General features: G+C 35.5%; 25 protein-coding genes. 9 read left to right on the forward strand and 16 right to left on the reverse strand.

Features of this window, described 5'->3' with window-relative positions; all coding sequences use genetic code 11:
- Positions 1–77: 77 nt before the first annotated feature.
- Both Q4503_RS03005 and pomA read right to left on the reverse strand, forming a co-directional pair.
- Positions 78–1,019 carry a flagellar motor protein MotB gene (locus Q4503_RS03005; RefSeq protein ID WP_215971365.1) on the reverse strand — a complete coding sequence of 314 codons (942 nt, stop codon included), beginning with the start codon at positions 1,017–1,019 and terminating at the stop codon, positions 78–80.
- Positions 1,020–1,046: 27 nt separating this feature from the next.
- Positions 1,047–1,814, reverse strand: a complete 768-nt coding sequence (gene pomA / locus Q4503_RS03010; protein WP_215971366.1) for a flagellar motor protein PomA — start codon at positions 1,812–1,814, stop codon at positions 1,047–1,049.
- A 245-nt stretch (positions 1,815–2,059) separates the two neighbouring features.
- Here pomA and xseB point away from each other — a divergent pair, with 245 nt between their 5' ends.
- The 3 genes from xseB to dxs are packed head-to-tail and all read left to right on the forward strand — an operon-like array spanning position 2,060 to position 5,121.
- Positions 2,060–2,326 (forward strand): exodeoxyribonuclease VII small subunit, encoded by a 267-nt coding sequence (gene xseB, locus Q4503_RS03015; protein ID WP_215971367.1) that lies wholly within the window; start codon positions 2,060–2,062, stop codon positions 2,324–2,326.
- A complete protein-coding gene (gene ispA / locus Q4503_RS03020; protein WP_215971368.1) occupies positions 2,323–3,213 on the forward strand; it encodes a (2E,6E)-farnesyl diphosphate synthase in 891 nt (296 codons plus the stop codon). The genes xseB and ispA overlap by 4 nt, the downstream gene beginning before the upstream one ends.
- Before the next feature lie 33 nt (positions 3,214–3,246).
- Positions 3,247–5,121, forward strand: coding sequence for a 1-deoxy-D-xylulose-5-phosphate synthase (dxs, locus tag Q4503_RS03025; RefSeq protein ID WP_215971369.1), 1,875 nt, complete (start codon positions 3,247–3,249; stop codon positions 5,119–5,121).
- Between the two features lie 139 nt (positions 5,122–5,260).
- Here the strand turns inward: dxs and nqrM are convergent, their stop codons facing one another.
- From nqrM to bolA, 11 genes are all read right to left on the reverse strand, one after another.
- Positions 5,261–5,491 (reverse strand): (Na+)-NQR maturation NqrM, encoded by a 231-nt coding sequence (nqrM, locus tag Q4503_RS03030; RefSeq protein WP_159818570.1) that lies wholly within the window; start codon positions 5,489–5,491, stop codon positions 5,261–5,263.
- A gap of 112 nt (positions 5,492–5,603) precedes the next feature.
- A complete protein-coding gene (locus Q4503_RS03035) occupies positions 5,604–6,635 on the reverse strand; it encodes an FAD:protein FMN transferase (protein ID WP_303601349.1) in 1,032 nt (343 codons plus the stop codon).
- Between the two features lie 222 nt (positions 6,636–6,857).
- Complete coding sequence (gene nqrF, locus Q4503_RS03040; protein ID WP_215973230.1) at positions 6,858–8,081, reverse strand: NADH:ubiquinone reductase (Na(+)-transporting) subunit F; 1,224 nt, start codon at positions 8,079–8,081, stop codon at positions 6,858–6,860.
- 63 nt (positions 8,082–8,144) lie between these two features.
- A complete protein-coding gene (gene nqrE / locus Q4503_RS03045) occupies positions 8,145–8,768 on the reverse strand; it encodes an NADH:ubiquinone reductase (Na(+)-transporting) subunit E (RefSeq protein ID WP_215973231.1) in 624 nt (207 codons plus the stop codon).
- Between the two features lie 4 nt (positions 8,769–8,772).
- Positions 8,773–9,396, reverse strand: coding sequence for an NADH:ubiquinone reductase (Na(+)-transporting) subunit D (locus Q4503_RS03050; protein WP_215973232.1), 624 nt, complete (start codon positions 9,394–9,396; stop codon positions 8,773–8,775).
- Positions 9,396–10,166: a Na(+)-translocating NADH-quinone reductase subunit C gene (locus tag Q4503_RS03055; protein WP_215973233.1), complete on the reverse strand. Its 771-nt coding sequence runs from the start codon at positions 10,164–10,166 to the stop codon at positions 9,396–9,398. Before Q4503_RS03055 ends, Q4503_RS03050 begins: the two co-directional genes overlap by 1 nt.
- Positions 10,159–11,361 carry an NADH:ubiquinone reductase (Na(+)-transporting) subunit B gene (locus tag Q4503_RS03060; protein ID WP_215973234.1) on the reverse strand — a complete coding sequence of 401 codons (1,203 nt, stop codon included), beginning with the start codon at positions 11,359–11,361 and terminating at the stop codon, positions 10,159–10,161. The genes Q4503_RS03055 and Q4503_RS03060 overlap by 8 nt, the downstream gene beginning before the upstream one ends.
- Positions 11,362–11,363: 2 nt before the next feature.
- Positions 11,364–12,701, reverse strand: a complete 1,338-nt coding sequence (locus Q4503_RS03065; protein ID WP_215973366.1) for a Na(+)-translocating NADH-quinone reductase subunit A — start codon at positions 12,699–12,701, stop codon at positions 11,364–11,366.
- A gap of 438 nt (positions 12,702–13,139) precedes the next feature.
- Positions 13,140–14,198: a GGDEF domain-containing protein gene (locus Q4503_RS03070; RefSeq protein ID WP_303601350.1), complete on the reverse strand. Its 1,059-nt coding sequence runs from the start codon at positions 14,196–14,198 to the stop codon at positions 13,140–13,142.
- Between the two features lie 115 nt (positions 14,199–14,313).
- Entirely contained in the window at positions 14,314–15,504 is a 1,191-nt protein-coding gene (fabV, locus tag Q4503_RS03075) for an enoyl-ACP reductase FabV (protein WP_215973236.1), read from the reverse strand.
- 144 nt (positions 15,505–15,648) lie between these two features.
- Complete coding sequence (gene bolA, locus Q4503_RS03080; protein WP_215973237.1) at positions 15,649–15,963, reverse strand: transcriptional regulator BolA; 315 nt, start codon at positions 15,961–15,963, stop codon at positions 15,649–15,651.
- 255 nt (positions 15,964–16,218) lie between these two features.
- On the opposite strand from bolA, the gene Q4503_RS03085 reads away from it, so the two are divergent.
- The 5 genes from Q4503_RS03085 to Q4503_RS03105 all read left to right on the forward strand — a co-directional run bounded on the left by Q4503_RS03085 (position 16,219) and on the right by Q4503_RS03105 (position 20,708).
- Positions 16,219–17,418 (forward strand): methyltransferase, encoded by a 1,200-nt coding sequence (locus Q4503_RS03085; RefSeq protein WP_303601351.1) that lies wholly within the window; start codon positions 16,219–16,221, stop codon positions 17,416–17,418.
- An 88-nt stretch (positions 17,419–17,506) separates the two neighbouring features.
- The gene (locus Q4503_RS03090; protein WP_215973239.1) at positions 17,507–18,082 is read left to right on the forward strand and encodes a YajG family lipoprotein; all 576 of its coding nucleotides are present in this window, start codon (positions 17,507–17,509) and stop codon (positions 18,080–18,082) included.
- A 22-nt stretch (positions 18,083–18,104) separates the two neighbouring features.
- Positions 18,105–18,725 (forward strand): peptidylprolyl isomerase, encoded by a 621-nt coding sequence (locus Q4503_RS03095; protein WP_252727503.1) that lies wholly within the window; start codon positions 18,105–18,107, stop codon positions 18,723–18,725.
- 277 nt (positions 18,726–19,002) lie between these two features.
- Positions 19,003–19,332 (forward strand): hypothetical protein, encoded by a 330-nt coding sequence (locus Q4503_RS03100; protein ID WP_215973240.1) that lies wholly within the window; start codon positions 19,003–19,005, stop codon positions 19,330–19,332.
- An 89-nt stretch (positions 19,333–19,421) separates the two neighbouring features.
- The gene (locus tag Q4503_RS03105; RefSeq protein ID WP_215973241.1) at positions 19,422–20,708 is read left to right on the forward strand and encodes an AmpG family muropeptide MFS transporter; all 1,287 of its coding nucleotides are present in this window, start codon (positions 19,422–19,424) and stop codon (positions 20,706–20,708) included.
- A 270-nt stretch (positions 20,709–20,978) separates the two neighbouring features.
- Here Q4503_RS03105 and Q4503_RS03110 read toward each other — a convergent pair whose 3' ends face one another.
- Positions 20,979–21,872, reverse strand: a complete 894-nt coding sequence (locus tag Q4503_RS03110; protein WP_303601352.1) for a RimK family alpha-L-glutamate ligase — start codon at positions 21,870–21,872, stop codon at positions 20,979–20,981.
- 132 nt (positions 21,873–22,004) lie between these two features.
- Between Q4503_RS03110 and Q4503_RS03115 the strand changes: the two genes are divergently transcribed.
- Positions 22,005–22,844 carry an HDOD domain-containing protein gene (locus tag Q4503_RS03115; RefSeq protein ID WP_215973243.1) on the forward strand — a complete coding sequence of 280 codons (840 nt, stop codon included), beginning with the start codon at positions 22,005–22,007 and terminating at the stop codon, positions 22,842–22,844.
- 45 nt (positions 22,845–22,889) lie between these two features.
- Here the strand turns inward: Q4503_RS03115 and Q4503_RS03120 are convergent, their stop codons facing one another.
- Positions 22,890–23,270 carry a YacL family protein gene (locus Q4503_RS03120; RefSeq protein ID WP_215973244.1) on the reverse strand — a complete coding sequence of 127 codons (381 nt, stop codon included), beginning with the start codon at positions 23,268–23,270 and terminating at the stop codon, positions 22,890–22,892.
- Positions 23,271–23,400: 130 nt separating this feature from the next.
- Entirely contained in the window at positions 23,401–24,723 is a 1,323-nt protein-coding gene (locus Q4503_RS03125; RefSeq protein WP_303601353.1) for a hypothetical protein, read from the reverse strand.
- Positions 24,724–24,839 lie beyond the last annotated feature (116 nt).

A 24,839-nucleotide genomic window follows, 5' to 3' on the forward strand; every position in this document is an offset into this window, starting at 1 on the left:
ATATTGAGTGCCAACAAAAAAAGCTGTCCTCATTACGATGACAGCTTTTCAACATAACTAAGGTTATACCTTAATTTTTATTGTAGTACTTGAATAGGTTCGCTCTCTTTTGGCTTACCTTGATTAATGGCAATTTCAACACGGCGATTTCGTCGACGATTCAATGGGTTAGTATTTGGTACTAATGGACGTGTGTCTGCGTGCCCTGCAACAACTAAACGTGTTTGATTAAACCCTGGTACTTTAATTATTTCATGTGCAATAGCAACCGCTCTTTTACTAGATAAATCCCAGTTTGAGTCAAATAACTCTGAATCTATTCCACGGTTATCAGTATTCCCTGAAATCATAATTTCACCTGGAATTGTATTCAACAACTCACCTATTTGTCTAATAATAGGTTTGAATTTAGGCTGTAAAAAAGCAGAGCCTGATGGAAATGAGCCGTTCTCTCGAATACGGATAATAACTTGTTGGCCTAGTGACTCTAATTCAATAGCACCATCTTCAATTTGCTCTTCAAGTTTATCCGCTATTTTTTTGACCAATTCATTAACTTGATCTTGTGCTGCCTGCTCTATTTGCTCTTGTGCTTTTTGTAACGCTTGTTCAGATAAGGCATCATCAGTACTCTGTGATTTTCCGCCTCGTTCGCTACCACGTTGCTCTTGACGTCCACCAGCCGAGTTTTCTTCTCCCGCTTCAAACTCCAACATTTGCTGAGTTATTTCCATGGTTTGCTGCTGAATAACTTCTATTGGTGTTGGCTCCGGTTTACCAGGTCTAAACTCCTGAGCAATAATACTTGTCCCTTTCGGAATATCTTTTGCTTCAATTTTATTTTGTACCCCAAAAGCAAATTTCATTGATCCGGCAATTTGTTTAAACTTTAGTACATCCATTTCAGAAAAAGATAACAATAGAACAAAGAAACACATTAACAACGACATAAGATCGGCGAATGTTCCCATCCATGCAGGTAGCCCAGGTGGCGGACATTTACACTTTTGCTCAGTCATAAGTCCTCCCTATTAATAAATCGATTGTTATTCATCATCAGTAGTATTCGTTTGACGCTTACCTTCAGCCAGATAGTTTTTCAATAAACCTTCAATGACTCGCGGGTTTTGCCCATCTTGGATTCCAAGCACGGCATCAAGAATTAACTCTTGATTCATTTTTTCTTCCTCCATGCGCAGTTTTAATTTAGTCGCTAACGGAATAGCAATAACATTTGCTAAGAAGGCACCATAAAGTGTCGTTAACAAAGCAACCGCCATAGCTGGGCCAATAGATTTAGGATCATCCATATTAGCCAACATAGCAACGAGTCCAATAAGTGTACCAATCATCCCCATAGCAGGTGCAACATCAGCTAAAGCCGTTAACATACCAGCACCTTTTTCATGGCGCTCTGTCGTTAGGTTAATATCTTTTTGTAAGGTCGCCCGCACTACATCGGCATCATGACCATCAACAAGCATGTCAACACCTTTTTGCATAAAATTATTGGTTATCTCTGCTTCTTCTAAGGCGAGGAATCCACCTTTACGTGCAGCATCAGCCATATCAACGGCTTTTTCTATTAATTCTTCAGGCTTTTCTAATTTAAATATAAACGCTTTAGCTATAATTTTTCCTATACCAAAAAACTGAGCTATACTGTAATTAGATAGCACGATAAATAGTGAACCACCAAAAACAATTAGTACTGATTGGGTATCAGCGAACATCGTAATATCGCCAGACAAAACCATCGCCATAACGAGAAAAGCAATGGCACCAAGGATACCGATTAAGGTTGCTAAATCCACAGAAAAACTCCTAAAGCTATAAAAACTAATTTGATCTAATAAAATAATAGTACATTATGATAAAGCTATTCGCCATTACTTATCCCTTTATATATTAAGTTATCGCCCTAATAGTCAATAACTTAATCGTTAAATAATCACAATATACGCTGAAATATATGAGCACTACATTGACCATTGTGCTTAGCTAAGGTAAGTTTGCGCCTAGAGTTGAAAGCATCTAAGGCATAAAGAGAATATAAAATATGGCCAAAAAAAAATTAGAAAACCTAAGTTTTGAAGAATCTCTTAGCGAATTGGACACGATAGTACAAAATTTAGAGCAAGGGAATTTAGACTTAGAAGAATCAATGGCACTTTTTGAGCGTGGTTTAACATTAAGTAAACTAAGCCAAAATAAGCTACAAACAGCAGAGCAAAAAGTAAAAATTTTACTCGAGCAAAACGGAGAACAACAACTCCAAGATTTTGCGTTAACTGACAATGAGCAATTATCCGGTGATCTTTCGTGAGTAGTTTAGCCAATCATGATGTTTTTCAACAACGTATCGACCAATTTTTAGAGCAGAAACTTGCAAGTTTAACTGTTAACGATAAGAAACTTCATCAAGCAATGCGATATGGGCTATTGATAGGTGGCAAGCGCATACGTCCTTATTTAGCTTATATTACAGGACAAGCATTAGACCTAGATTTAAAAGACGTTGATGGAATAGCTGGCGCAATAGAATGTATACATGCTTATTCTTTAGTACATGATGACTTACCCGCGATGGATGATGATGACTTAAGGCGTGGTCAACCAACCTGTCACAAGGCTTTTGATGAAGCAACAGGAATTCTTGCTGGTGATAGCTTACAAACTCTTGCCTTTGATATTATTGCCAACCACGATTTTTCAGAAGCAGTTAAACCTAAGCAAGTTAAGCTAATTCAGCAACTAATAACGGCCGCTGGTTATCAAGGTATGTGCGGAGGCCAAGCACTTGATTTAGCCGCAACTGATAAAATGATAACCTTAGAACAACTGGAAACTTTACATTCATTGAAAACGGGTGCCTTACTGGAAGCTTCTGTTGCAATGGTAGCCGAATGTAGCCCCAAAATATCACAATCAGAAAAAGAATCTCTAAAAGCGTATGCAAAATTTATTGGTCTCGCATATCAAGTCAGAGATGATATTATTGATATAATATCAACCCAAGAACAGCTTGGGAAACCTTGCGGTTCGGACATTGCGTTAAATAAAAGCACTTACCCAGCCCTACTTGGCTTAGAAGGTGCTCAAGAAAAAGCTGAAAACTTATTTCAACAAGCACTTCAAGCTTTAGCCAGTTTGCCTTACAATACACAATCCTTAGCTGATTTTGCCACCTTTATCATTAAACGTAGCCATTAAGTAGCTAAAAATAAAAACAACTATAGAACAACTATGACCACAAACCTTGCTGACTATCCATTACTTACCCAAATCAACTCACCAAAAGATTTGCGAAATTATTCTCAAGATAAATTACCGCGAATAAGTAATGAGCTGCGTAAATTCCTATTAAATTCAGTAAGTAAAAGCAGTGGCCACTTCGCTTCAGGATTAGGTACTATTGAACTGACTGTTGCATTGCATTATGTCTACAATACGCCTTTTGATCACCTTATTTGGGATGTTGGACACCAAGCATACCCACATAAAATTCTTACTGGTCGTCGCGATCAACTGCATACTATTAGACAAAAAGACGGATTACACCCTTTTCCTTGGCGTGAAGAAAGTGAATACGATACTTTAAGTGTTGGTCATTCAAGCACTTCAATTTCTGCTGCCTTAGGTTTATCAGTTGCCGCAGAAAAAGAAGGATTAAATAGAAAAACTGTTGCCGTTATTGGTGATGGTGCAATGACTGCAGGAATGGCCTTTGAGGCATTAAATCACGCTGGTGATATTAAAAAAGACATGTTGATCATTTTAAATGATAACGAAATGTCTATTTCAGAAAATGTTGGTGCATTAAATAATCACTTCGCCAAAATGCTATCAGGTAGTTTGTATACAGGTATTAGAGAAGGTGGTAAGCGTTTATTAAATAACATTCCTCCAATTAAAGAATTGGCTAGCAGAGCAGAAGAACACCTGAAAGGTATGGTTGTTCCTAGCACTTTCTTTGAAGAACTTGGCTTTAATTATATTGGTCCAATTGATGGTCATGATGTTAATGGTTTAGTCGATACAATTAAAAATATGCGTAGCCTTAAAGGACCACAACTGCTACATATTGCGACTAAAAAAGGTAAAGGTTTTCAAGCTGCAGAGCAAGATCCAATAAAATATCATGCTGTTCCAAAATTTAATCCTAGTGATGCACATTTACCTAAATCTAAACCTTCATTGCCAACTTACTCTCAAATATTTGGTGATTGGCTCTGTAAAACAGCGGCTGTAGATAAAAAGTTAGTCGCAATTACCCCCGCGATGCGTGAAGGGTCGGGTATGGTTGAATTTAGTCAACGCTTTCCTGATCAATATTACGATGTCGCCATTGCTGAACAGCATGCTGTCACGTTCGCAGCTGGATTAGCAATTGGTGATCAGCACCCTGTTGTTGCAATTTATTCAAGCTTTTTACAACGTGGTTACGATCAACTTATTCACGATGTTGCCATTCAAAACTTACCAGTAATGTTTGCTGTTGATCGCGCGGGTATTGTGGGTGCAGATGGTGCTACACATCAAGGTTCATTTGATTTAAGCTTTTTACGTTGTATTCCAAACCTTGTAATTATGGCACCAGCTAATGAACGTGAATGCCAATTAATGTTAAATACAGGGCATAAATCAAACACTCCCACCGTTGTTCGTTATCCACGCGGCAGTGGTACTGGTGAAGAATTACCACATATTGATGAAGTGATAGAGATAGGTAAAGCCAAACAAATAATATCGCCAAACGAAAGCAATAATAATATCGCGATTTTAAGCTTTGGTACCATGCTAATTGAAGCAAATAAAGCCGCTATAACACTTGGCGCAACCCTTATAGATATGCGCTTCATTAAGCCACTTGATAATAACATGATTAATCAATTAGCTAAAACCCATAGTACCCTAGTAACTATTGAAGATAATGCAATAGCGGGTGGTGCAGGCTCAGCAGTAAATGAATATATTTTATCGCAAGGTATCGCAATAAAAGTATTAAATATAGGTATTCCTGATCAATTTATTAAGCATGGTACGCAAGAAGAAGTTCATCAAGAGTTAGGCTTAGATAGTTTAGGGATCATTCAAAAAATAAAAAGTTTTATGAACTAGCCGCTATAAATTAACAATACTGATATTTTTATATGACTTGATTAAGTTAGCGTTCAGTAAAAAATCTATTAAATAAACCGATTAAACAAAAAAAGGATAGTAAGCGTACTATCCTTAATAAGTTTATAATCTCAAATCACTAAAGATTTGTAACATCTATTCTATTTTTCAAGTTGTCTTCAAGCGCTGATTTACGTTCACGTTCTTGACGTTTTTCACACGGATTTTCACAGTTACAGTCTTTTTCAATACCGACACTTGCTAAACCACCACAACTACCTGCTAACGTTTTATTTTGAAAAATATAACCTACAGCCATTGCTGCGCCTACAACCAGAAAAAAGCCAAAGGTAATAATAAAAATCATCATAATGTTATGCTCTCAATTAAATAATTAATGATCAGGGCTCAGGACAAAAGCCATTGGAAAATAAGTTTAATGCGTATCTATGTTATTAATTAAGACCGACACACGGTAAGTATTATTTCAAGTATTGCTTAAATTTTACCGTAAATTCTTCATGAAAGCCATTTTCAGCTTTAGAAATGAACAATGCTGCGATATCATTTTCAGTCGCAAACTTCATTCCTTCTTCAGCGCCCATCACCATCATGGTAGTAGATAAACCGTCCGCGGTCATGGATAATGGAGCAATAACTGTGACTGACACAAGGTTGTGATTAATCGGCTTCCCAGTATCAGGATCAATAATATGAGAAAAGCGTTGTCCATCTTCTTCGAAGTAAATACGATAGTCTCCTGCTGTAGCAACAGCATTATCTTTAGGGATAATTACTTGCTGAGCCGCTCTATGATCACCTAAAGGATCAAAAATAGGTCTTTCTATCGCAATTGCCCACAGCTCACCAGTATGCTTAAAACCTTTTACACGAAGTTCTCCGCCTATTTCGACTAAATAGTTATGGATACCATTAGCTTCAATTAACTCTGCGACTACATCGACCCCATAGCCCTTAGCCGTAGTAGACAAATCAACATACAAGTTAGGAATATCTTTTGATAATTTATTGCCATTCAAATGAAGGTTCTTTAACCCAACACGTAACCGTGTATTGGCTAGTAACTCATCACTTGGTACTTTTTCTGGTCTATGCTCAGGTCCAAACCCCCATAAGTTAACCAAAGGACCAACGGTAATATCTAATTTACCACCACTTAACTCACCTAAACGAATAGATTCCGCTAAGACTCGTTTAAAACCAGGTGATACTTCAACAGGTTCCAGTGACTGAAGAGCATTAAAGCGAGATAATTCCGAATTAGGGATATAAGTCGACATTTCCTGATTCACTTGCTCGAGCAATGTATCAATTTTTTTATGTAAGCCTAAACTTTCTACCTCAGCGGCTGTCGCTACAACTTTAATATTGTATGTAGTTCCCATCGTATAACCTTGCAATAAAATTTCTTTTTTAGCAGAGTTATTACTAGGAAAACAAGCTGTTAGGATAAGGGCTAATAAGACAATTAGTATTAGTTTGAATTTATTCATAGGTATTCCAAATTTATTATTTATATCAAGATACTAATTTGGGTAATTTAATATCTTGATATAAATAATAAAGACGACCTAAGTCGCTTTTATTATTTATAGCAAATTAAACCTTACTTTACAGATAGTTCGTTTAGAGCAAAAAGAAGGCGCAGCATTAATATTACTCAATGAAGACCTTCGATACAGCTATTGGACGAAATAACAAAAGATTCAGCTTAATTAGCCACCGAAGTCATCTAGCATGATGTTTTCATCTTCAACACCAAGATCTTTTAACATATGAATAACCGCAGCATTCATCATAGGAGGACCACACATGTAGTACTCACAATCTTCTGGAGCTTCATGGTCCTTCAAATATTCTTCGAAAAGAACATTATGAATAAAGCCGGTTAAGCCATCCCAGTTGTCTTCAGGCTGAGGATCACTTAATGCAACATGCCATTCAAAGTTATCATTATCAGCAGCTAAGCCGTTATAATCATCTTCATAAAACATTTCACGAAGTGAACGAGCACCATACCAGAAACTCATTTTACGTTTAGACTTCAAACGCTTAAGTTGATCAAAGATATGAGAACGCATTGGAGCCATACCTGCACCACCACCAATAAATACCATTTCATTATCAGTGTCTTTCGCAAAGAACTCACCAAACGGACCTGAAATTGTTACTTTATCGCCTGGCTTCAAGCTAAAGATGTACGATGACATTTTACCTGCCGGTAAATGCAAACGTCCAGGAGGTGGCGTAGCAATACGCACATTAAGCATAATAATGCCTTCCTCTTCTGGATAGTTAGCCATTGAGTAAGCACGTAATGTGTCTGTATCTACTTTAGACTCTACATCGAAGAAACCAAAATGGTTCCAATCACCACGATATTGTTCATCAATATCAAAATCACTGTATTTAACGTGATGCGCTGGTGCTTCAATTTGAATATAACCACCGGCTTTAAATGGTACTGATTCGCCATTAGGAATTTGTAGCTTAAGCTCTTTAATGAAAGTTGCTTTGTTATCATTAGAGATAACTTCACATTCCCATTGTTGAACACCAAAGATTTCATCTTCTACTTCAATTTCCATGTCTTGCTTAACAGCAACCTGACAGGCTAAACGACAGCCTGATTTTGCTTCACGCTTATTGATATGACCTTCTTCCGTAGGAAGAATATCACCACCACCTGAATGCACTTCAACACGACATTGACCACAAGTACCGCCGCCGCCACATGCTGAAGGTATAAAAATACCTTGATCAGCTAATGCGCCTAATAATTTACCACCTGCAGCAGTAACAACTGCTTTAGATGGATCACCGTTTATGCTAATCGTTACGTCACCACTTGATACTAACTTAGATTTAGCAAATAAAATTACTAATACTAAGGCAATAACTATCGCTGTGAACATCGATACGCCGAGAATAATTTCCATCGACCTTTCCTTAAAGTTATCTAAGGGTGTAACGCATAGAAACCTGCGTTACACCGACCAAATTTATAACGAAATACCACCGAAAGACAAGAAGCCAAAAGCCATTAGTCCAGCAGTAATAAATGTGATACCTAAACCTTTCAAGCCGTCTGGTACATCAGAGTATTTCATCTTCTCGCGGATACCAGCGAGTAAAACAATCGCTAATGCCCAACCAACACCAGAGCCAATACCATAAACAACTGATTCACCAAGCGTTAAGTTTTTAGATACCATAAATGATACCGCACCAAAAATCGCACAGTTAACGGTTATAAGTGGTAAAAATATACCAAGGGCTTGATACAAAGAAGGAAAATATTTATCTAATACCATTTCCAAGATTTGAACTAAGGCAGCAATTACACCAATAAAGGTAATAAAAGATAAGAAGCTTAAATCAATCGATTCACTTGGATCGGTAATGCCTAATACAGCATCAAGTGCACCTGGTGCTAATACTGCTTGGTAGATAATTTGGTTCATTGGCACAGCCAAACCAAGTACTACAACAACAGCAACACCTAAACCAATTGCCGTATCTACTTTTTTCGATACCGCCAGGAAAGTACACATACCTAAGAAAAACATTAATGCGATGTTTTCAATAAAAATAGACTTAACTAATAATGCAATATAATGTTCCATGGTATTAATCCTTCTCTACTTGTTCTGGTTTCCATTGGCGAATAGCCCAAATGATTAAACCAATAACGAAGAATGAACTAAATGGTAATACTAATAAACCATTCGCCTGATACCAGCCATCATTTTGAATCAATGGTAGAATTTCAATACCAAATAAAGTACCAAAACCAAATAATTCACGGAAAAAAGCAACTAGCATTAATATTAAACCGTAACCTAGACCGTTACCGATACCATCGATAAAGCTCACAACAGGTTTTTCTTTCATGGCAAATGCTTCCGCACGCCCCATTACAATACAGTTAGTAATAATCAAACCAACGAAAACCGATAGTTCTTTAGATAACTGATACGAAAAAGCTTTAAGCACTTGGTCAACTACAATTACTAAAGATGCAATAATAGCCATTTGTACGATAATACGCACACTTGAAGGTATATAGTTACGAATACTAGAAATGAATAAGTTAGAGAATGCCGTTACAAAAATAACAGCTAAACTCATAACCAAAGCATTTGCCATCGAACTGGTTACCGCTAAAGCAGAACAAATACCTAATACTTGTAATGCTATTGGGTTATTGTCAACAATAGGACCCGTTAATACTTTTTTAGCATCTGAAGACATTATTTAACCCCTTCTGCACGATATTTAGTAATGAAAGGAGCATAACCTTCTTTACCAAACCAAAACTGTAATGTATGAGTAACACCGTTACTTGTTAAGGTTGCACCTGATAACGCATCCACACCGTGAATATCATTAGGTTTAGCACCGCCTTTAACTAGCTTAACTTTAACTTCACCAGCGTCGTTATATATTTTTTTACCTGGCCATAAGGCTTTCCATTTAGGGTTAAGTACTTCCGCACCTAGTCCTGGAGTTTCCTTATGATCAGAGTAAATAACACTTTTCACTGTATTTAAGTCTGACTCTAAGCCAACGTAACCGTACATTAAGTCCCATAAACCAGAACCTATGATAGGTAATACAACAGTATCAATAGAACCCGAATCTGATTTGATTAAGTAAACAACCGCTGTATTAGAACGACGATTGATACCTGCTATATCATTTTCCGGTTTAATTGATAAAGCTTTATCACGAGCATTACGACGCTCATCAAATAATAATGGGTCACTATCAATGAACTCACCTGAATCAAGGTCAATCATTCTAGCATCAACATATTTATTATATGTACCAACAATATCGCCGTTTGCTTTTTCGATTAACTTTGCAGCTTCTAAAACTTTAGTTTGCTGATCAAGTAACTTGTTTGCGTCTTGTTTATCTTTTAAGCCAACTGCTGAAATAGATACTAAAGCAGCACAGACTAAACAGATCGCTAGAACGAATAATATCGTTCCTAATGGAGTTTCTTTATTACTAGACATTACGTGCAAGCCTCCGTTTAACATTGCTTTTTACCACAAAGTAATCAAACAATGGTGCGAACAAATTAGCGAATAAAATAGCTAACATCATACCTTCTGGGAATGCAGGGTTTACTACACGAACTAGTACAACCATGACACCAACTAAAGCACCAAACCAATATTTACCTGTATTGGTAAAAGATGCTGAAACAGGATCTGTTGCCATAAACATCATACCAAAAGCAAAACCACCAATAACTAAATGCCAATGCCAAGGCATAGCAAACATTGTATTAGTATCACTGCCAACAGCATTGAATATTAATGAAGTAATTACCATACCACCGAACACACCTAAAACGATGCGCCAAGAAGCAATACCTTTATAAAGTATGTAAGCACCACCAAGCAAGATAGCAAAAGTTGATACTTCACCTACAGAACCAGGGATGAATCCCCAAAAAGCGTTCCACCAATCTGCATTAATTGAATAATCAACAAGGCCTTGATTAGCAGCACTTAACATTGTAGCGCCAGAGAAGCTGTCAGCAGCAACCCATACAGCATCACCTGAAATTTGTGCAGGATAAGCAAAGAATAAAAACGCACGACCCGCTAATGCAGGGTTTAAGAAGTTTTTACCTGTACCACCAAAAATTTCTTTTGCAATAACGATACCGAAGGTAATACCAATAGCTACTTGCCATAAAGGAATACTAGCCGGCAGAATTAGTGCAAAAAGAATAGAAGAAACGAAAAAACCTTCATTCACTTCATGCTTACGTACTGCAGCGAAAAGTACTTCCCAGAAGCCACCTACAATAAAAGTAACGGCGTAAATAGGTAAGAAGAACATGGCACCATAGAAGGTCATATCCAATAAGCCTGAGCTTGCTGTTAATGAACCACCTAAAAAGTTGAATAAATCAACCTGCCAAGATTGTGGTAAAGAATAACCAGCTGCCAAAGCATCAACTGCCTGATAACCTATGTTATACATACCAAAAAACATGGCTGGGAAAACCGCAAGCCATACTGTGATCATAATACGCTTTAAATCAATGCTATCACGAACGTGAGTTTTACCCTTACTTACATAGCCAGGAGTAAATAAACCCGTTGCAACAGCTTCATATAATGCAAACCACTTTTCATGTTTACCGCCTTTTTCAAAATGCGGCTCTATATCTTCAATAAACTTTTTCAAGCCCATGACTAACCTTCCTTCTCGATAGTAGTTAGACAGTCACGAAGAATGACACCGTAATCTGTTTTGCCTGGGCAAACAAATGTACACAGTGCTAAATCTTCTTCGTCTAGCTCTAAGGCACCTAGTTGTTGCGCACTATCAGTATCACCTGAACAAATATCACGTAGCAACAAGGTAGGTAAAATATCTAATGGCATAACACGTTCAAAATTACCAATTGGTACCATTGCACGTGAACTACCGTTAGTGGTGGTTGTCATGTTGAACAACTTCTTCGGGAAGAAGTGAGACATATAAGCACGTGTCACTGAGAATTTATTTGGGCCTGGATACATATATCCCAAAAACTCTTTATCGCGTCCTTCAAGAATCAAAGACACTTGCACATGATAACGACCTAAATAGCTATGTACTGCTGTTGCCGTTGCGCCCATTAATAATGAACCTGAGACTACACGCACTTCACCATCAATAGTTTCACCGGCAGTTAATTCACCTGTATTAGCACCTAAAGTAGTGCGAATTAAACGAGGATTTTTAGCTGCTGGTCCGGCAATCGAAATAACACGGGTGTTATCAAGTTCACCTGTAGTAAATAATTTTGCAATAGCAATCACATCTTGATAACCGACATGCCAAACGAATCTTTCAGCACTTACAGCTTTTAAGAAATGAATATGCGTACCCACTAAACCAGCAGGATGTTTACCTGCAAATTCAGTTACAGTCGCATTAGCATCAACAGGAATATTAGCCCCTGGTGCTTTATTCACAAAAACTTCACCTTCAGTTAAACGAGACAGAATCGTTAAACCTTGTTGGAAAGCTTCTGCTTGCTCAGCAATAATTACTTCAGGGTTAGCAGCTAATGGATTTGTATCCATCGCACTAACAAAGATAGCTTGAGGAGTACTATCAATTGCTGGAATCTTACTGAATGGGCGAGTTCTAATTGCAGTCCAAAGACCAGATTCAACTAAGTTTTCAACCACTTTCTCACGTGATATAGCACCTAATTCATTGGCAGAGTAACTAGCAAATATTTCTTTATCAGAGCCATCAATATCGATAACGACTGACTGTAAAATACGTTTTTCACCACGGTTAATTTCTTTAACAACACCGGAAGCTTGAGCTGTGAATTTAACGCCAAGGTTCTTTTTATCACTAAAAATTACTTGACCTTTTTTAACGCGATCACCCACTTTTACAAACATGGTTGGACGCATACCCACAAACTCTTCACCTAATGTTGCAACGGTTTTGATGGACGGACCATCATGGATTACCTGCTGTGGAGCTCCCTTAACAGGAACATCTAAGCCTTTTTTTATTGTAATCATAAACACTTGCACTACTTTTGATGGGAGTAAAAAATCAACGACATATTTATCCTTAATAATTGGCATAACCCAACAAAAAAAGACATATAAGTAATTGATTTCAGTGTATTTCAGTAAAGAACTTATTCCTTCATATGAAAAAATAAGACCCACTGGCTCTAAGTTAAACTTTTCTGACACAAATATTACCACAAAAAAGTCTTTTCATTCTACGCCCATTAACAAATTTTCACTACAATTTAGACTATAGTGGTATCTTTTGGACTAAAAAAAGAACAAAAGCTTCTACTTGAGCATTTATTGAATAAAAAAGGCTGGTTTTATGATACAGATCAATTAGTTTTTTAGGATATTCTCTAATAATGAAGATTACAATAAAATACGTTAAGTCGTTAATTTAATACTATTGGCACATAAAAATAGTCAGTTAACTAAATTTTAAAAAATACAATTACGCCCACTATTTTTTGCTTGGTAGAGCTTTTCATCTGCTTCTTTTAACTTACTTTCAATTTCGCTATATGTATGAGCAATCGTTACCCCAAGGCTCATTGTTATTTTCAACTCTTGGTTTTCATCTTTTAGCTTCATTTCACTGATCGCACAACGGATTTTTTCAGCTATTTTCATGCCGGTATCATAGTCCGTATTTGAAAAAATAATTAAAAACTCCTCTCCCCCAACTCGAGAAACAATATCTTCATCACGAATCGACTTTTCCATTGTACGCGCTAATTTTTGTAAAATACGATCACCGGTGTGATGACCATAATGATCGTTAAAGCTTTTAAAGTTATCAACATCAGCCATAATTAGTACCATAGGAAACCTGTTTGGCACTTTCGCTTTGCTAGCAGGGAAAAAAACGGCATCAATAAAACGGCGATTAGGTAAATTAGTAAGTATGTCAGTATTCGCTTGCTGCTCTTTAGATATATTAATATTTGTCATCGCTGAATGACTGTGCTCGCGAAAATATTCGTTAATAAAACTAAGAATGTTGACGACAAAAAAAGAAGAAAGGAAACGAATAACTTCTGAGTCAGAATAATGCGCGATTAATATTTCCTGATTATTAAGCATAAGTAACAAGGATACAAATACAAATCCGTTAGTAATAGACCCATAAAGATAACCAAGCATAGCAAAAAGTACTAGCGGAAATGGGAAGGTCCAATAAAGCGCAGTGTTATCAATTCCTCCTTGATAAACTAATACTATACAAAAAATAACAATACTTAAACTAATGACATTACAACTTAAATCTAAGCATTTATATAAGTAAAATAACGCTAAATTAGCAAGAAAAATAAGAAGGGTAACAAAGACAGTTAAGAAAATGACTTTATCGTTATTGATATAATTAATATAGCTAAAGAATGATAGTGCTATACAGCCAAAACAACTAAAACCTAAAAAAGAATACAGACGTCTATTGTAATCGACATAATTACTATCATTACGTTCAAAAAAATGTGAAAACAAAGAAGTAGACATATCATTAGCTAAAAAGTTTTAAGTTATCCTCATTATAGTTGAGTATATTAAGTCCTTCAAAAAGAAAAAACCGATGACATGCATCGGTTTTAAATATTCACTATTTCAAAAGATATTAACTTAGATTATTAATGCCGACTTCCGGACTGATATCTGCGTCATAATCAACCCCATCCACATCAAAACCGAATAATTTTAAAAATTCGTGATGATAGCCAACATAATCTGTTAAATCATCAATAGTCTCTGTTTCTACAGTATTCCAAATGTCAGTTATACGTTGTTGAACGCTATCTTCTAGCTCTTTGTAGTTTTGACGAAAACGTCCCTCTTCATCAAGACGAGGACTATTACTATAAATATTCTCTTTAAACAAATTAGCTATTTGTTCAATACAACCTTCATAGGTACCATCAGCTTTCATTACTTTAAACATAGCTGAAATATATAAAGGCATAATTGGGATGGCTGAGCTTGCTTGCGTTACTACTGCATTAAGTGATGTAACACGCGCTTGACCATCAAGACTCGCCGTTGCAGCATTAATAGCTGTAGCCGCGCGATCTAAATCTTCTTTTGCTTTACCAATAGTCGCTTTACCGTATATTGGCCATGTTAACTCTTTACCAATATAAGTATAGGCAACAGTTTTAACACCTTGTGCTAACACATCAGCTTCTTTTAATGCCTTTAACCAAAGCTCCCAATCAGCGCCACCCATAACATCGATAGTACCTTGAATTTCTTCTTCATTTGCTGCTTCTACTGAAACTGAATCAATAATGCGTTTAGAAGTATTTAAGTTTCGGGTGGTAACACTTTCACCAATTGGTTTTAAAGTAGAAGAGTATACTTCACCCGTATCAGGATCAGTTCTACGTGGAGATGCTAATGAGTATATAACTAAATCGATTTTACCTAAATCAGCTTTAATTGTTTCAATTGCTTGCGCTTTAATTTCGTGAGAAAAAGCATCACCATTAATATTTTTAGAATAAATTCCTGCGTCGTCTGCTGCTTTTTGAAAAGCGGCAGTATTATACCAACCTGCTGAGCCTGTTTTCTTTTCTGTTGGTGGCTTTTCAAAGAATATACCTAATGTACTAGCATTATGACCAAATGTTGCAGTGATACGAGAAGCCAAACCATAGCCAGTAGATGCACCAATAACTAAAACGTTTTTAGGACCGTTATCACTAAATGATTGATTTTTAACATAAGAAATTTGTTCGTTAACATGTGCTTCACAGCCTACTGGGTGAGCATTAGTACAAATAAAACCACGAATTTTTGGTTTGATAACCATAAGAAAACCTTTTAAATTACTTTTATAAAGAATAAATTTATTCTCATATTACACCACGATAGTATGAGAATTTTCCGCTATTGTACCTTGCTAATAACTCAAAGAGGTACGAGCAGTTAAAAAAAGAAGTAATAAGTGGTTAAATTACTTACCTCCACCTAAACAGTTCGGTGACAACGGCGTATTGTCAGCATAATAATCATGCCACTCTTTTTCTGTATATGTATGTAGTGCAAGTGCGTGTATTTTTCCTGCTAGCTCTTCAGCTAATAAAGAGTTAATTGCGCGATGACGCTTAATTAAGCGTTCTCCCTCAAACTTATTAGAAACGATTGTCACTTTAAAGTGTGACTCACTTCCTGGCGGTACATTGTGATTATTGCTTTCGTTAATTACATCTAAGTGTAACGGGGAAAAAGCAGAGAGAATTTTTTCTTCAATGACGGTAGCTATAAACATTATTATTCTCGAGAAAATGAAAGGTGTACTAATAATTTTAGTCGATTAAATTCTATATGCCATAAACAAGGAGACAAAAGTAAAAATTTAACAGTAAATTTAGTTTGGTATTATTAATCTATTTAATTTTTTAAATCTTTTTTATTTTAGTTACTTTTATGGGGATGAAGCAACATTTAAACAAGTATATTTTGAAGTCGCTTGCGGATATGTCACAATAACTCATATTAATTTCTCTCCAACATTACTTTTAAAATGCTTAGCCCTTTTTTTCTTCATGATAAACAATTAACACTGGTTCGTTTTCCATTAGCCCAAGTAAATCGCAGTTTACAAGCATGGGATGCTGCTGATGAATATTTACTCAATTATATTAATACTGAACAACTGTTCTCTGAAAAATCTCGCATAGTCATTTTTAATGATGCTTTTGGTGCATTAACGACACACTTTTGCCTTCCCAAAACGACGAGTATCACTCAACCAAATAACCCAGATGTCTATTGTGTTAATGACTCCTATATTAGCAGCCAAGGAATTGCTTGTAATATTGAGCAAAATTCATTGAGTAATAACAATATCACGCAACTGAATTGTTTAGACACTCTTCCTCAAGATATTGAGGTTATTCTATTTAAAATACCTAAAAGTAAATCGTTGTTAATAGAACAATTAATCATGATTAAGGATTGTGTTGATCAAAATGTAACAGGACAAAAACCTATCTTTATTGCAGCTGATCGTGCAAAAGATATTCATAGTTCGACACTGAAATTATTTGAAAAATATTTAGGTACAACAACAACCTCGCTTGCGGTAAAAAAAGCCCGTTTAGTGTTTTGTCAATTTGATCAAAAACAAAAGCATAAATCACCTTTTCCAACGATATGGCCACTCCCGAATAAAGCGCTAAATTGTGATTTTACTATTAGTAATCATGCCAATGTGTATTCACGAGAAAAACTCGATATAGGGGCTCGATATTTTATTGAGAACTTACCCTGTGTAGCAGAAAATAGTGAAGTAATAGACTTAGGTTGCGGTAATGGCGTTATCGGTTTAAGCATATTAGCTCAACAACCTAGCGCAAAAATACAGTTTTTTGATGAATCTCATATGGCAATAACATCTGCCAGAGAAAATATTAGTAATAACTTACCTAATTTAATCACGCATTGTCAGTTTCAGCTCAATGACTGTTTAAGCAATGTTGAAAGTAATAGTGTTGACTTAATTTTATGTAATCCACCTTTTCATCAGCAAGCCGCGACGACAGACCATATTGCATGGCAAATGTTCAAAGATAGCCATAGAGTATTGAAAAAAGGAGGAGAGTTACGCATTATTGGTAATAGGCAATTGGCATATCATATAAAACTAAAACGGATTTTTGGTAATGAAAAGCTAATTGCCAGTAATGATAAATTTGTTACACAATCGGCAATAAAGCGATAGTCCGATATGATACTCTAGTCTATATACTGATGTTGAAAATAATGACTCATTGCAAAAAATTGATTAACAAGAAAAGCGACGACCTCTCATGAAATTTAATACTGTTATCCATCAAGTTACGGCATGTCTACTTTTATTAGGGTTATATGGATGTGCCAATGTTCCTAGCCACATAATTATTGCCCCTGAAATAATGAACGTATCGAATACTGTGCAAAGCAATAAAAAAGCTCAGCTTGATGTTGTCGACATGCGCACGTCAAATCATATCGTGCAAATTATGCGAGAGGGTAAAGCAGCTATACTCGTTTCAGCTCAAGAAAGGCTTGAAAATACGATTCAAGATACTTTAACCGAACATTGGAAAAAGCAACATTTAACACTGAACAATAATGCTATTAACAACATTAATATCAGTATTGATAAAGCGATTATCAATGTTGAACAAGCAACCTTCGAATATAAAGTACAAACAGAAATCATATTAAAAGTGATCGTGAATAATGGCTCGGAAACACTCACGAGTACCTTTAAAAACCGTGGTAATAGTGATGGGCCATTCAAGGCTGATATTGCCGTATTAGAACGTAATTTTAATGAACGTTTAGCCAAATTATTACAGCAGATTATAGCAAATCAAAAAATCAATGATTTTTTAATATAACTCCCTTAGAGGAATTCATACAATGCGAATGTTTTATAACTTAATGACTACTCATACATTTACCCGTGCACTGCTACTTAGTTTGACTTTATTTAGTGCAGTAACCTTCTCTAAAAACCTTGCCATTGATCCAACCAATATTTACCCAAAAGTGAAATTAGAAACTACAATGGGAATAATTGTTATTGAACTAGATCGTGTTAAAGCACCAATAACTGTTGATAATTTTTTAACTTATGTTGTTACCGGTGAATACAACAATACTATTTTTCATCGTATTGTCGAAGACTTTATAGTACAAGGTGGTGGCTATGATGTTGACTTTGTTCCTAAAAAAACGAACGGCGACATTATTAACGAATCAGGTAATGGTTTAAAAAATGAAGTAGGCACGATCGCTATGGCAAAAGAAAATAGACCGCATACAGCCAACAGACAATTCTTCTTTAATATTAATGACAACTCTAACTTAGATCCCGGTAGACGTTGGGGATATGCTGTTTTTGGTATGATTATGGAAGGTGAAGAAGTACTGGAAGCGATAGCTAAGGTAAAAACTGAATATAACGAAGCTGTCGGTTGGGAAAATGTACCAGTAAAGCCTGTAATGTTAATTAAGGCAACACTGTTACCCGCGGAGTAATGACCTAAAAGACACTCAAGTAATAGCGTCATAAGGTCGCTTTAACGTATGAATGTTTTCTTGTTAACTAGCTAAAAAATTGCTTCGTTCTATAATGAATTAATATAATGTTACATATTTATTAAAAATAATAGCTAGTTTTTTTTGACAAAAAAACCTTTAACATTAATAAATGTATATACTTAATTCTTTTAATCCTTCGTTGTCGAGCATGACAACTTATAAGTTTCATCCATTAAATTTTTCGGGAAGCAAGGATGTCTTCATGGGGTCCTTCATGATAATTGAGCAATTTATCAATGCTAAAGTAATACAAATGGTGGCGTATGTTAACGCCGTTATCAACAGGACTATTCACTATACTGAATTAGATAATTTTATTATAGATACTATGAGTGAATGGACTTTGTTAAATGTAGTAGATGAAACACCGAGTAGCGCGCAAGAACGTGTTTTTTGGCATTTAGTTCATGAAATAAGTGTCAATGGTGCGCAAGCTTTAAAAGATGATTTATTCTTTAAAAGTGAAATTAACACCTGCCTTGATTTTTTTAATGGTGTTGGTAGTTATCCTATTGATTGTATCGGCTGGCGGCCTATTGCTTAATCAACATTGAGCTTAATCATATTAATGTTCTTCTGCTCAGCTCAACTGTCTGATAAGCTTGTATAATCAATTTTACACAGTAGTAATTAATGTCGAATACATCGTTTAAACAAGCTATTTTAAACAAGCGTATGCTAATTTGTATTTTTACAGGTTTTAGCTCTGGCTTACCTTTATTTGTACTTTATCAATTAGTACCTGGTTGGCTTCGTGATCAAGGCGTTAGTTTAGCAGAAATAGGCTTATTTTCTTTAATAGGCATTCCCTATGTATGGAAATTTATTTGGTCTCCCTTGATAGATCGTTATTCGTTAGGCGGCCTTGGTAGAAGACGAAGTTGGATGCTAGCAACACAGCTATTATTACTTGGTTCAATCGCTGCTTTTGGTTGGCTAAACCCCGTAGCCAATATTTGGTCTGTCGCCTACTTGGCTGCCGCAGTAGCTTTTTTTAGTGCTAGTCAAGATATTGTCTTAGATGCATATAGACGAGAATTACTCCCTGATAATGAATTAGGTCTTGGAAACTCGATCCATGTTCAAGCATATCGTTTATCTGGCCTTGTACCTGGCTCATTAGCCTTTATCCTTGCCGATCATATTAGTTGGCAATCTGTTTTTATGATTGTTGCTGCATTTATGGTTGTCGGTGTTTTATTAACCTTATTTATTAAAGAATTAGATACTGAGCAAAGCGCCCCTAAATCCTTAAAAGATGCAGTTATTCTACCTTTTAAAGACTTTATACAAAGTAATGGCTTTAAACCAGCCTGCTATACACTCGCCTTTTTAGTGTTATATAAATTAGGGGACAATATGGCCACAGCCCTACAAACGCCATTTTTTATTGATATGGGATTTAGTAAAACAGAAATTGGTGTTATCGCTAAAACATCCTCACTCATTGCTATGACAGTCGGTATAGTTGTGGGTGGTCTTGTCATGATAAAGGTCAGTATAAATCGTGCCTTGTGGTTGTTTGGTTTTGTCCAAATAGCAAGTATTCTTGGGTTTGCTGCCCTTGCTGAAATTGGTCATAATAATTATGCTTTAGCCATAGCAATGGGGTTTGAATATTTAGGTGTAGGTTTAGGCACTGCGGCTTTTACCGCTTTTATAGCACGTACAACCAACCCTGCTTTTGCGGCTACACAAATAGCTCTTTTTACGGCATTAGCTGTACTGCCTCGAACATTTGCTAATGCCACAACAGGTTTTATTGTTGAACAAATAGGTTGGACTCAATTTTATTTTCTATGTACCGCATTAGCTGTGCCCGGTATGTTAATGCTTTTGAAAGTAGCTCCCTGGCATGAAGTGGTTAAACCAATAAAAACAAAGAAATCTGGGCTTACAACTAATTCATCAGGACATTAACATGATTAAATTTTTCTTTATATTACCTATTCTCATGAGTGCTATTTGGTGGTGGTACCTCGATAACCATGGCTATAGCTTAAAAGAAGGTATTAAAGGTTTTACATATATTTTAATATTTAATGCGGTAATTATACTTTTTTTCACAACAATGATTTATATAACACGTTAGCTACTTTGCTATATAAATTATAAGTATGCTGTAAAATAAATATAATGCCCATAAATATAATATTTAAGGGCATTATACATAAGAATTAATCATCTATTTTAGCTAGTTTCTCTCATCCGTTTAACAAAAGCCCCCGCAAAGCTATCCGCTGAATTTTTATCCATATTAAAGTAAAGTGAAGGTTCTATTAACTCAGCTTCCATTAAAGCAAACCCTACCTTAGAATTATTATCTCGAACAAAATCTATACGTGCATATAAAGGGATCTCTCCTGTTAACTTGGTAATCGCAGTTAAAGTATATTGCGCTTGTGCTAATAGCGATTTCTCAGGAGCTATTGATTGTAACTGCCCACCATGCTCTTCTTGCACTCTAAAATCATCGGATTTTGGCGTTTTTAAAATAGCGTGGCTATACTCGCCATCAAAATAAAATAATGAAAACTCGCCCTCCTCAATGACACTATTCATAAATGGTTGAACCATAAACTCAGCTTGTGAAAAAATAACTTCCAGTTGACTTAAAACCGTTTCAAAGCTTTCTTTTTTTAGCCAAAAAGTATTATCTGCATTAGCACTTACTCTTGGTTTTATCACAATTTGTTGACAATTAAAGTAGTCAAAAAAACTAAGGATGTCTTTAGCTGAAAAGTTACTCCTCCACAAAGTTGGCACAATATTGACTCGTTGTTCGGCGAGTGATTTTAAATATATTTTGTCAATATTCCAACGAACAGTAGCTAACGAATTCTGTAAGACGGTACTTGAAAGCTCAATCTCTTCTAATACCGAAAGAAAAGAACTAGCATCATCTTGATAATCCCATGGACTTCGAATAATAACAGCGTCAAATTGTTGCCAGTCTACATTTTCACTACGCCATGACACTAGTTGAGTTTGCCAGCCTCGCTGTGCTAAAGGTTTATCAAGTAAACTGTCATAACACTCAAAGTCAGACAGGTTTTCCATTGTTAAAATTGCGCAATTTTTCATAAAAACCTTAAAAATATGCAATATAAAAATAAACTTTAACAAATTTACTTAATAATATTAATATTATTAAGTAATTATCATTAATATGCTTTAGAATTTACCCTCTTTTAAATTTACATTACTATTCTTGTTATGCTTATTGTTGATCAAAATGTTTTAGATGATATTAGCAAAGGCTTTGCGGTTCCTGCACAGCCTCAATTACTTCTTAACCTTTTAAAATTAATGGCCGACCCATACCCTAACATCAATGCTATTGCCGATTGTATTAGCCAAGATATTGCGGTTAGTGCTGCCATTTTAAAAGCAGTTAACTCGCCATTATATGGATTAGATAGAACCATTACTGATATCAAAATGTCAGTAAAATATATCGGTATTTATGGCGTAGTAATGCTGATCACGAACAGCCTCATCAAAAAAAGTTTTGATCCTAAAAATTGTAGTATTAATCTAGAAGATTTTTGGCGTACCACAACAGACATTTCTAATGCTACTGTAGCTATAGGGAAAAGATTCAAACAAAATATTGCGATGGATAAACTCTCTAGTTTAGGATTGTTCCATGATTGCGGTATTCCAGTGATGGCCATGAAACACACTAACTATCAAGCGGTTGTAGAGCAATTAACATTGACTTCTGACTTATCATTAATCACGTTAGAAGAGCAACATTTTCAGGTGAATCACGCTATTTTAGGCTATTATGTGGCTAGCTCATGGCGTTTACCAAAAGATGTATGCCAAATAATATTGCAACACCACGAAAGAGATTATTTAGATAAAATAAATGGCTCACCAGAGCAAGATTTATTTGCGATATTAAAGCTAGCTGAACATGTAGTATCATTAAAGAATCTAGATGAAGCATCTTCTGACTGGCCTTATTTAGAAAAGCCGATACTTTCTATTTTAGGAATAAAGAAAGAAGAATTACCAGAAACTATTCTTCAAATTAATGGCGCTATATAAGCTAAAATATTGTCTTATTACCTTTAAATGCGTTAAAAATCATCGTTATAGATTTTTGTTAAATTTTGCCCATGAAACTAATAATTTTTTAAAATCATCAATGCCGCAAGCAGCTCCTTCACTTTCATCAAAGTGAATGTGTTCCGTTGTTAACATTTCGGGTAATGACTCTATGCCATCTAGGCTTGCATTAGTATGTATTTCAACATCATCTTGATTGATTGATATTGTATATTCATGCCCAGTAATAACAACCTCATTTTGAGAACCCTTTTCAATATCATCAATCACTGTTAACAGGTGCTTTAATTTGGTGTGATCACTTCCTAATTCGACTTCAATCCATGGGCCTATTACCTCATGCTCTAAGGAAAATCGCGCTTTTGCATCACCCGTTATTGCATCATGTATAAATTCGTATTCCATAAGTTAACCATCTCATTTTTTCATCAGCCTTGTCACTAATTATAGCAAAATAAAGACAGTAAAGTTAGCTTGCTTCAAGAAGTTTAAAATATCTTAATCACGAACATAATCATCACTTCAAACAGTTAATTCAAGGACGAATATGAGCCCTATTAAAAGAACTCAGATCAGGAAAAATCTCTCTTAAAACCCCATTTCTAGCTAACTCTGCTATATTTTTATCGAAATAATATTTTAAAAATCGACCTTTCTCTGTGTTATGAAAAACTAGAAATAAAGGAGAGCTTTCTATTAACACCATCTTAGGTAAAGCCTGTGTAGATGGCTCCAAGTTATAATCATACTCAATCAAAATATCTATTTTGTCATTTTTTAATAACGTTTCGCATTGTATAAATGATGTCTCAACAATATTATCTGTCGCAATAAACGCAATATGTTTATGTAAAGAACTTCCTGAGTCGACACAAGCAGTCAAGGTAGTATCTTTTTGTTTAATCCGCTCTAACGTATTGTTATTACGAGCAAAGGCATAAAGAGGATATTCATAATCAAGGTGAAATGAAGAAAAAAGAGCGTCAACTGACACATCTGTTTTATATGCACCGATCAATACATCAACTTGCTCTTGCTCGAAAGAATGAACGGCCCTAGCCCATATTGAGGTACTTTTAGTCAGCGTAAAGTCATCCTTAAATACCTTTTCAATAATATCCCAATAGATACCACTGCTATCAGCATTACTATAATCATCCCAAGTCCCTGAAATGAAACTTACCTCTTTAGGTGGTGCACTTAAATGATAAACAGAATTAATATTATACTTTTGTTGTAATTTAGCCACAGTTCCATTGGCATCTAATGTTTTAAAAGCGGCAAGAAGTGGTTTTGCTAAGTGTTTATATTTTGGTGATAAGTAGTGATAATCATATTTATGCATAATTGTCTCTACAATAAAGTGTGGGTTATCATACACTTCAGGAGATAATAAAAAATCCATGATTAAAACAGAATCTGCTCGTCTTTTTAAAATCATCTCATTCAGGTATTTAGAGGTATTCAGCCCTAACTTTTCTACATCATCACGTAAGGATTCTGCATAATTTACGGATAAAACAGCTCCTTTAGGATAAACAATAGACTTTATATCTTCATTTAAACAATAACCACAGCGACGCCTATCGCTCACTTTAAGTAGGGAAAAATCAAATAATTCATAGGGGACTCTGACCAGTCTAGGGAATTGACCTTCAATGATAGAACTTCTTGCAATAGCTGCAGCTAATCGACCACTATTAACAAGCTCTAACTCCTGTGAGCTAGTGAAGTTTACCCAATTGATTTCATAATCTATTAATGCATACGCTTGTGTTAAAAGTTCTTTGGCATATGCAGCATGGTTAGAGGTAGCAGGTAATTTTAAATCAATTACAGTATTTTTTTTCGGAATCACGGGCTCCGCCCATAACACCATAGGTAAGAAAACTAAAAAAGTATAAAATATATATTTCATCTTTATTGATAACCTGAAAAATAATTAATCAGAGAATATGAGTATGGATAAAATAA

The organism is Colwellia sp. 6_MG-2023 (assembly GCF_030547765.1).
Lineage (GTDB): Bacteria > Pseudomonadota > Gammaproteobacteria > Enterobacterales > Alteromonadaceae > Colwellia.

Coding starts and splice junctions, on each gene's coding strand:
- nqrM (WP_159818570.1), bottom strand. CDS start 5,491: ATGATGATTTTTATTATTACCTTTGGCTTTTTTCTGGTTGTAGGCGCA.
- Q4503_RS03100 (WP_215973240.1), top strand. CDS start 19,003: ATGATAATTGAGCAATTTATCAATGCTAAAGTAATACAAATGGTGGCG.
- bolA (WP_215973237.1), bottom strand. CDS start 15,963: ATGTTTATAGCTACCGTCATTGAAGAAAAAATTCTCTCTGCTTTTTCC.
- fabV (WP_215973236.1), bottom strand. CDS start 15,504: ATGGTTATCAAACCAAAAATTCGTGGTTTTATTTGTACTAATGCTCAC.
- Q4503_RS03085 (WP_303601351.1), top strand. CDS start 16,219: ATGCTTAGCCCTTTTTTTCTTCATGATAAACAATTAACACTGGTTCGT.
- Q4503_RS03115 (WP_215973243.1), top strand. CDS start 22,005: ATGCTTATTGTTGATCAAAATGTTTTAGATGATATTAGCAAAGGCTTT.
- Q4503_RS03070 (WP_303601350.1), bottom strand. CDS start 14,198: ATGTCTACTTCTTTGTTTTCACATTTTTTTGAACGTAATGATAGTAAT.
- Q4503_RS03055 (WP_215973233.1), bottom strand. CDS start 10,166: ATGTCTAGTAATAAAGAAACTCCATTAGGAACGATATTATTCGTTCTA.
- Q4503_RS03105 (WP_215973241.1), top strand. CDS start 19,422: ATGTCGAATACATCGTTTAAACAAGCTATTTTAAACAAGCGTATGCTA.
- dxs (WP_215971369.1), top strand. CDS start 3,247: ATGACCACAAACCTTGCTGACTATCCATTACTTACCCAAATCAACTCA.
- Q4503_RS03110 (WP_303601352.1), bottom strand. CDS start 21,872: ATGAAAAATTGCGCAATTTTAACAATGGAAAACCTGTCTGACTTTGAG.
- xseB (WP_215971367.1), top strand. CDS start 2,060: ATGGCCAAAAAAAAATTAGAAAACCTAAGTTTTGAAGAATCTCTTAGC.
- Q4503_RS03005 (WP_215971365.1), bottom strand. CDS start 1,019: ATGACTGAGCAAAAGTGTAAATGTCCGCCACCTGGGCTACCTGCATGG.
- Q4503_RS03090 (WP_215973239.1), top strand. CDS start 17,507: ATGAAATTTAATACTGTTATCCATCAAGTTACGGCATGTCTACTTTTA.
- Q4503_RS03050 (WP_215973232.1), bottom strand. CDS start 9,396: ATGTCTTCAGATGCTAAAAAAGTATTAACGGGTCCTATTGTTGACAAT.
- Q4503_RS03035 (WP_303601349.1), bottom strand. CDS start 6,635: ATGAATAAATTCAAACTAATACTAATTGTCTTATTAGCCCTTATCCTA.
- Q4503_RS03120 (WP_215973244.1), bottom strand. CDS start 23,270: ATGGAATACGAATTTATACATGATGCAATAACGGGTGATGCAAAAGCG.
- Q4503_RS03065 (WP_215973366.1), bottom strand. CDS start 12,701: ATGATTACAATAAAAAAAGGCTTAGATGTTCCTGTTAAGGGAGCTCCA.
- Q4503_RS03095 (WP_252727503.1), top strand. CDS start 18,105: ATGCGAATGTTTTATAACTTAATGACTACTCATACATTTACCCGTGCA.
- nqrE (WP_215973231.1), bottom strand. CDS start 8,768: ATGGAACATTATATTGCATTATTAGTTAAGTCTATTTTTATTGAAAAC.
- Q4503_RS03060 (WP_215973234.1), bottom strand. CDS start 11,361: ATGGGCTTGAAAAAGTTTATTGAAGATATAGAGCCGCATTTTGAAAAA.
- nqrF (WP_215973230.1), bottom strand. CDS start 8,081: ATGGAAATTATTCTCGGCGTATCGATGTTCACAGCGATAGTTATTGCC.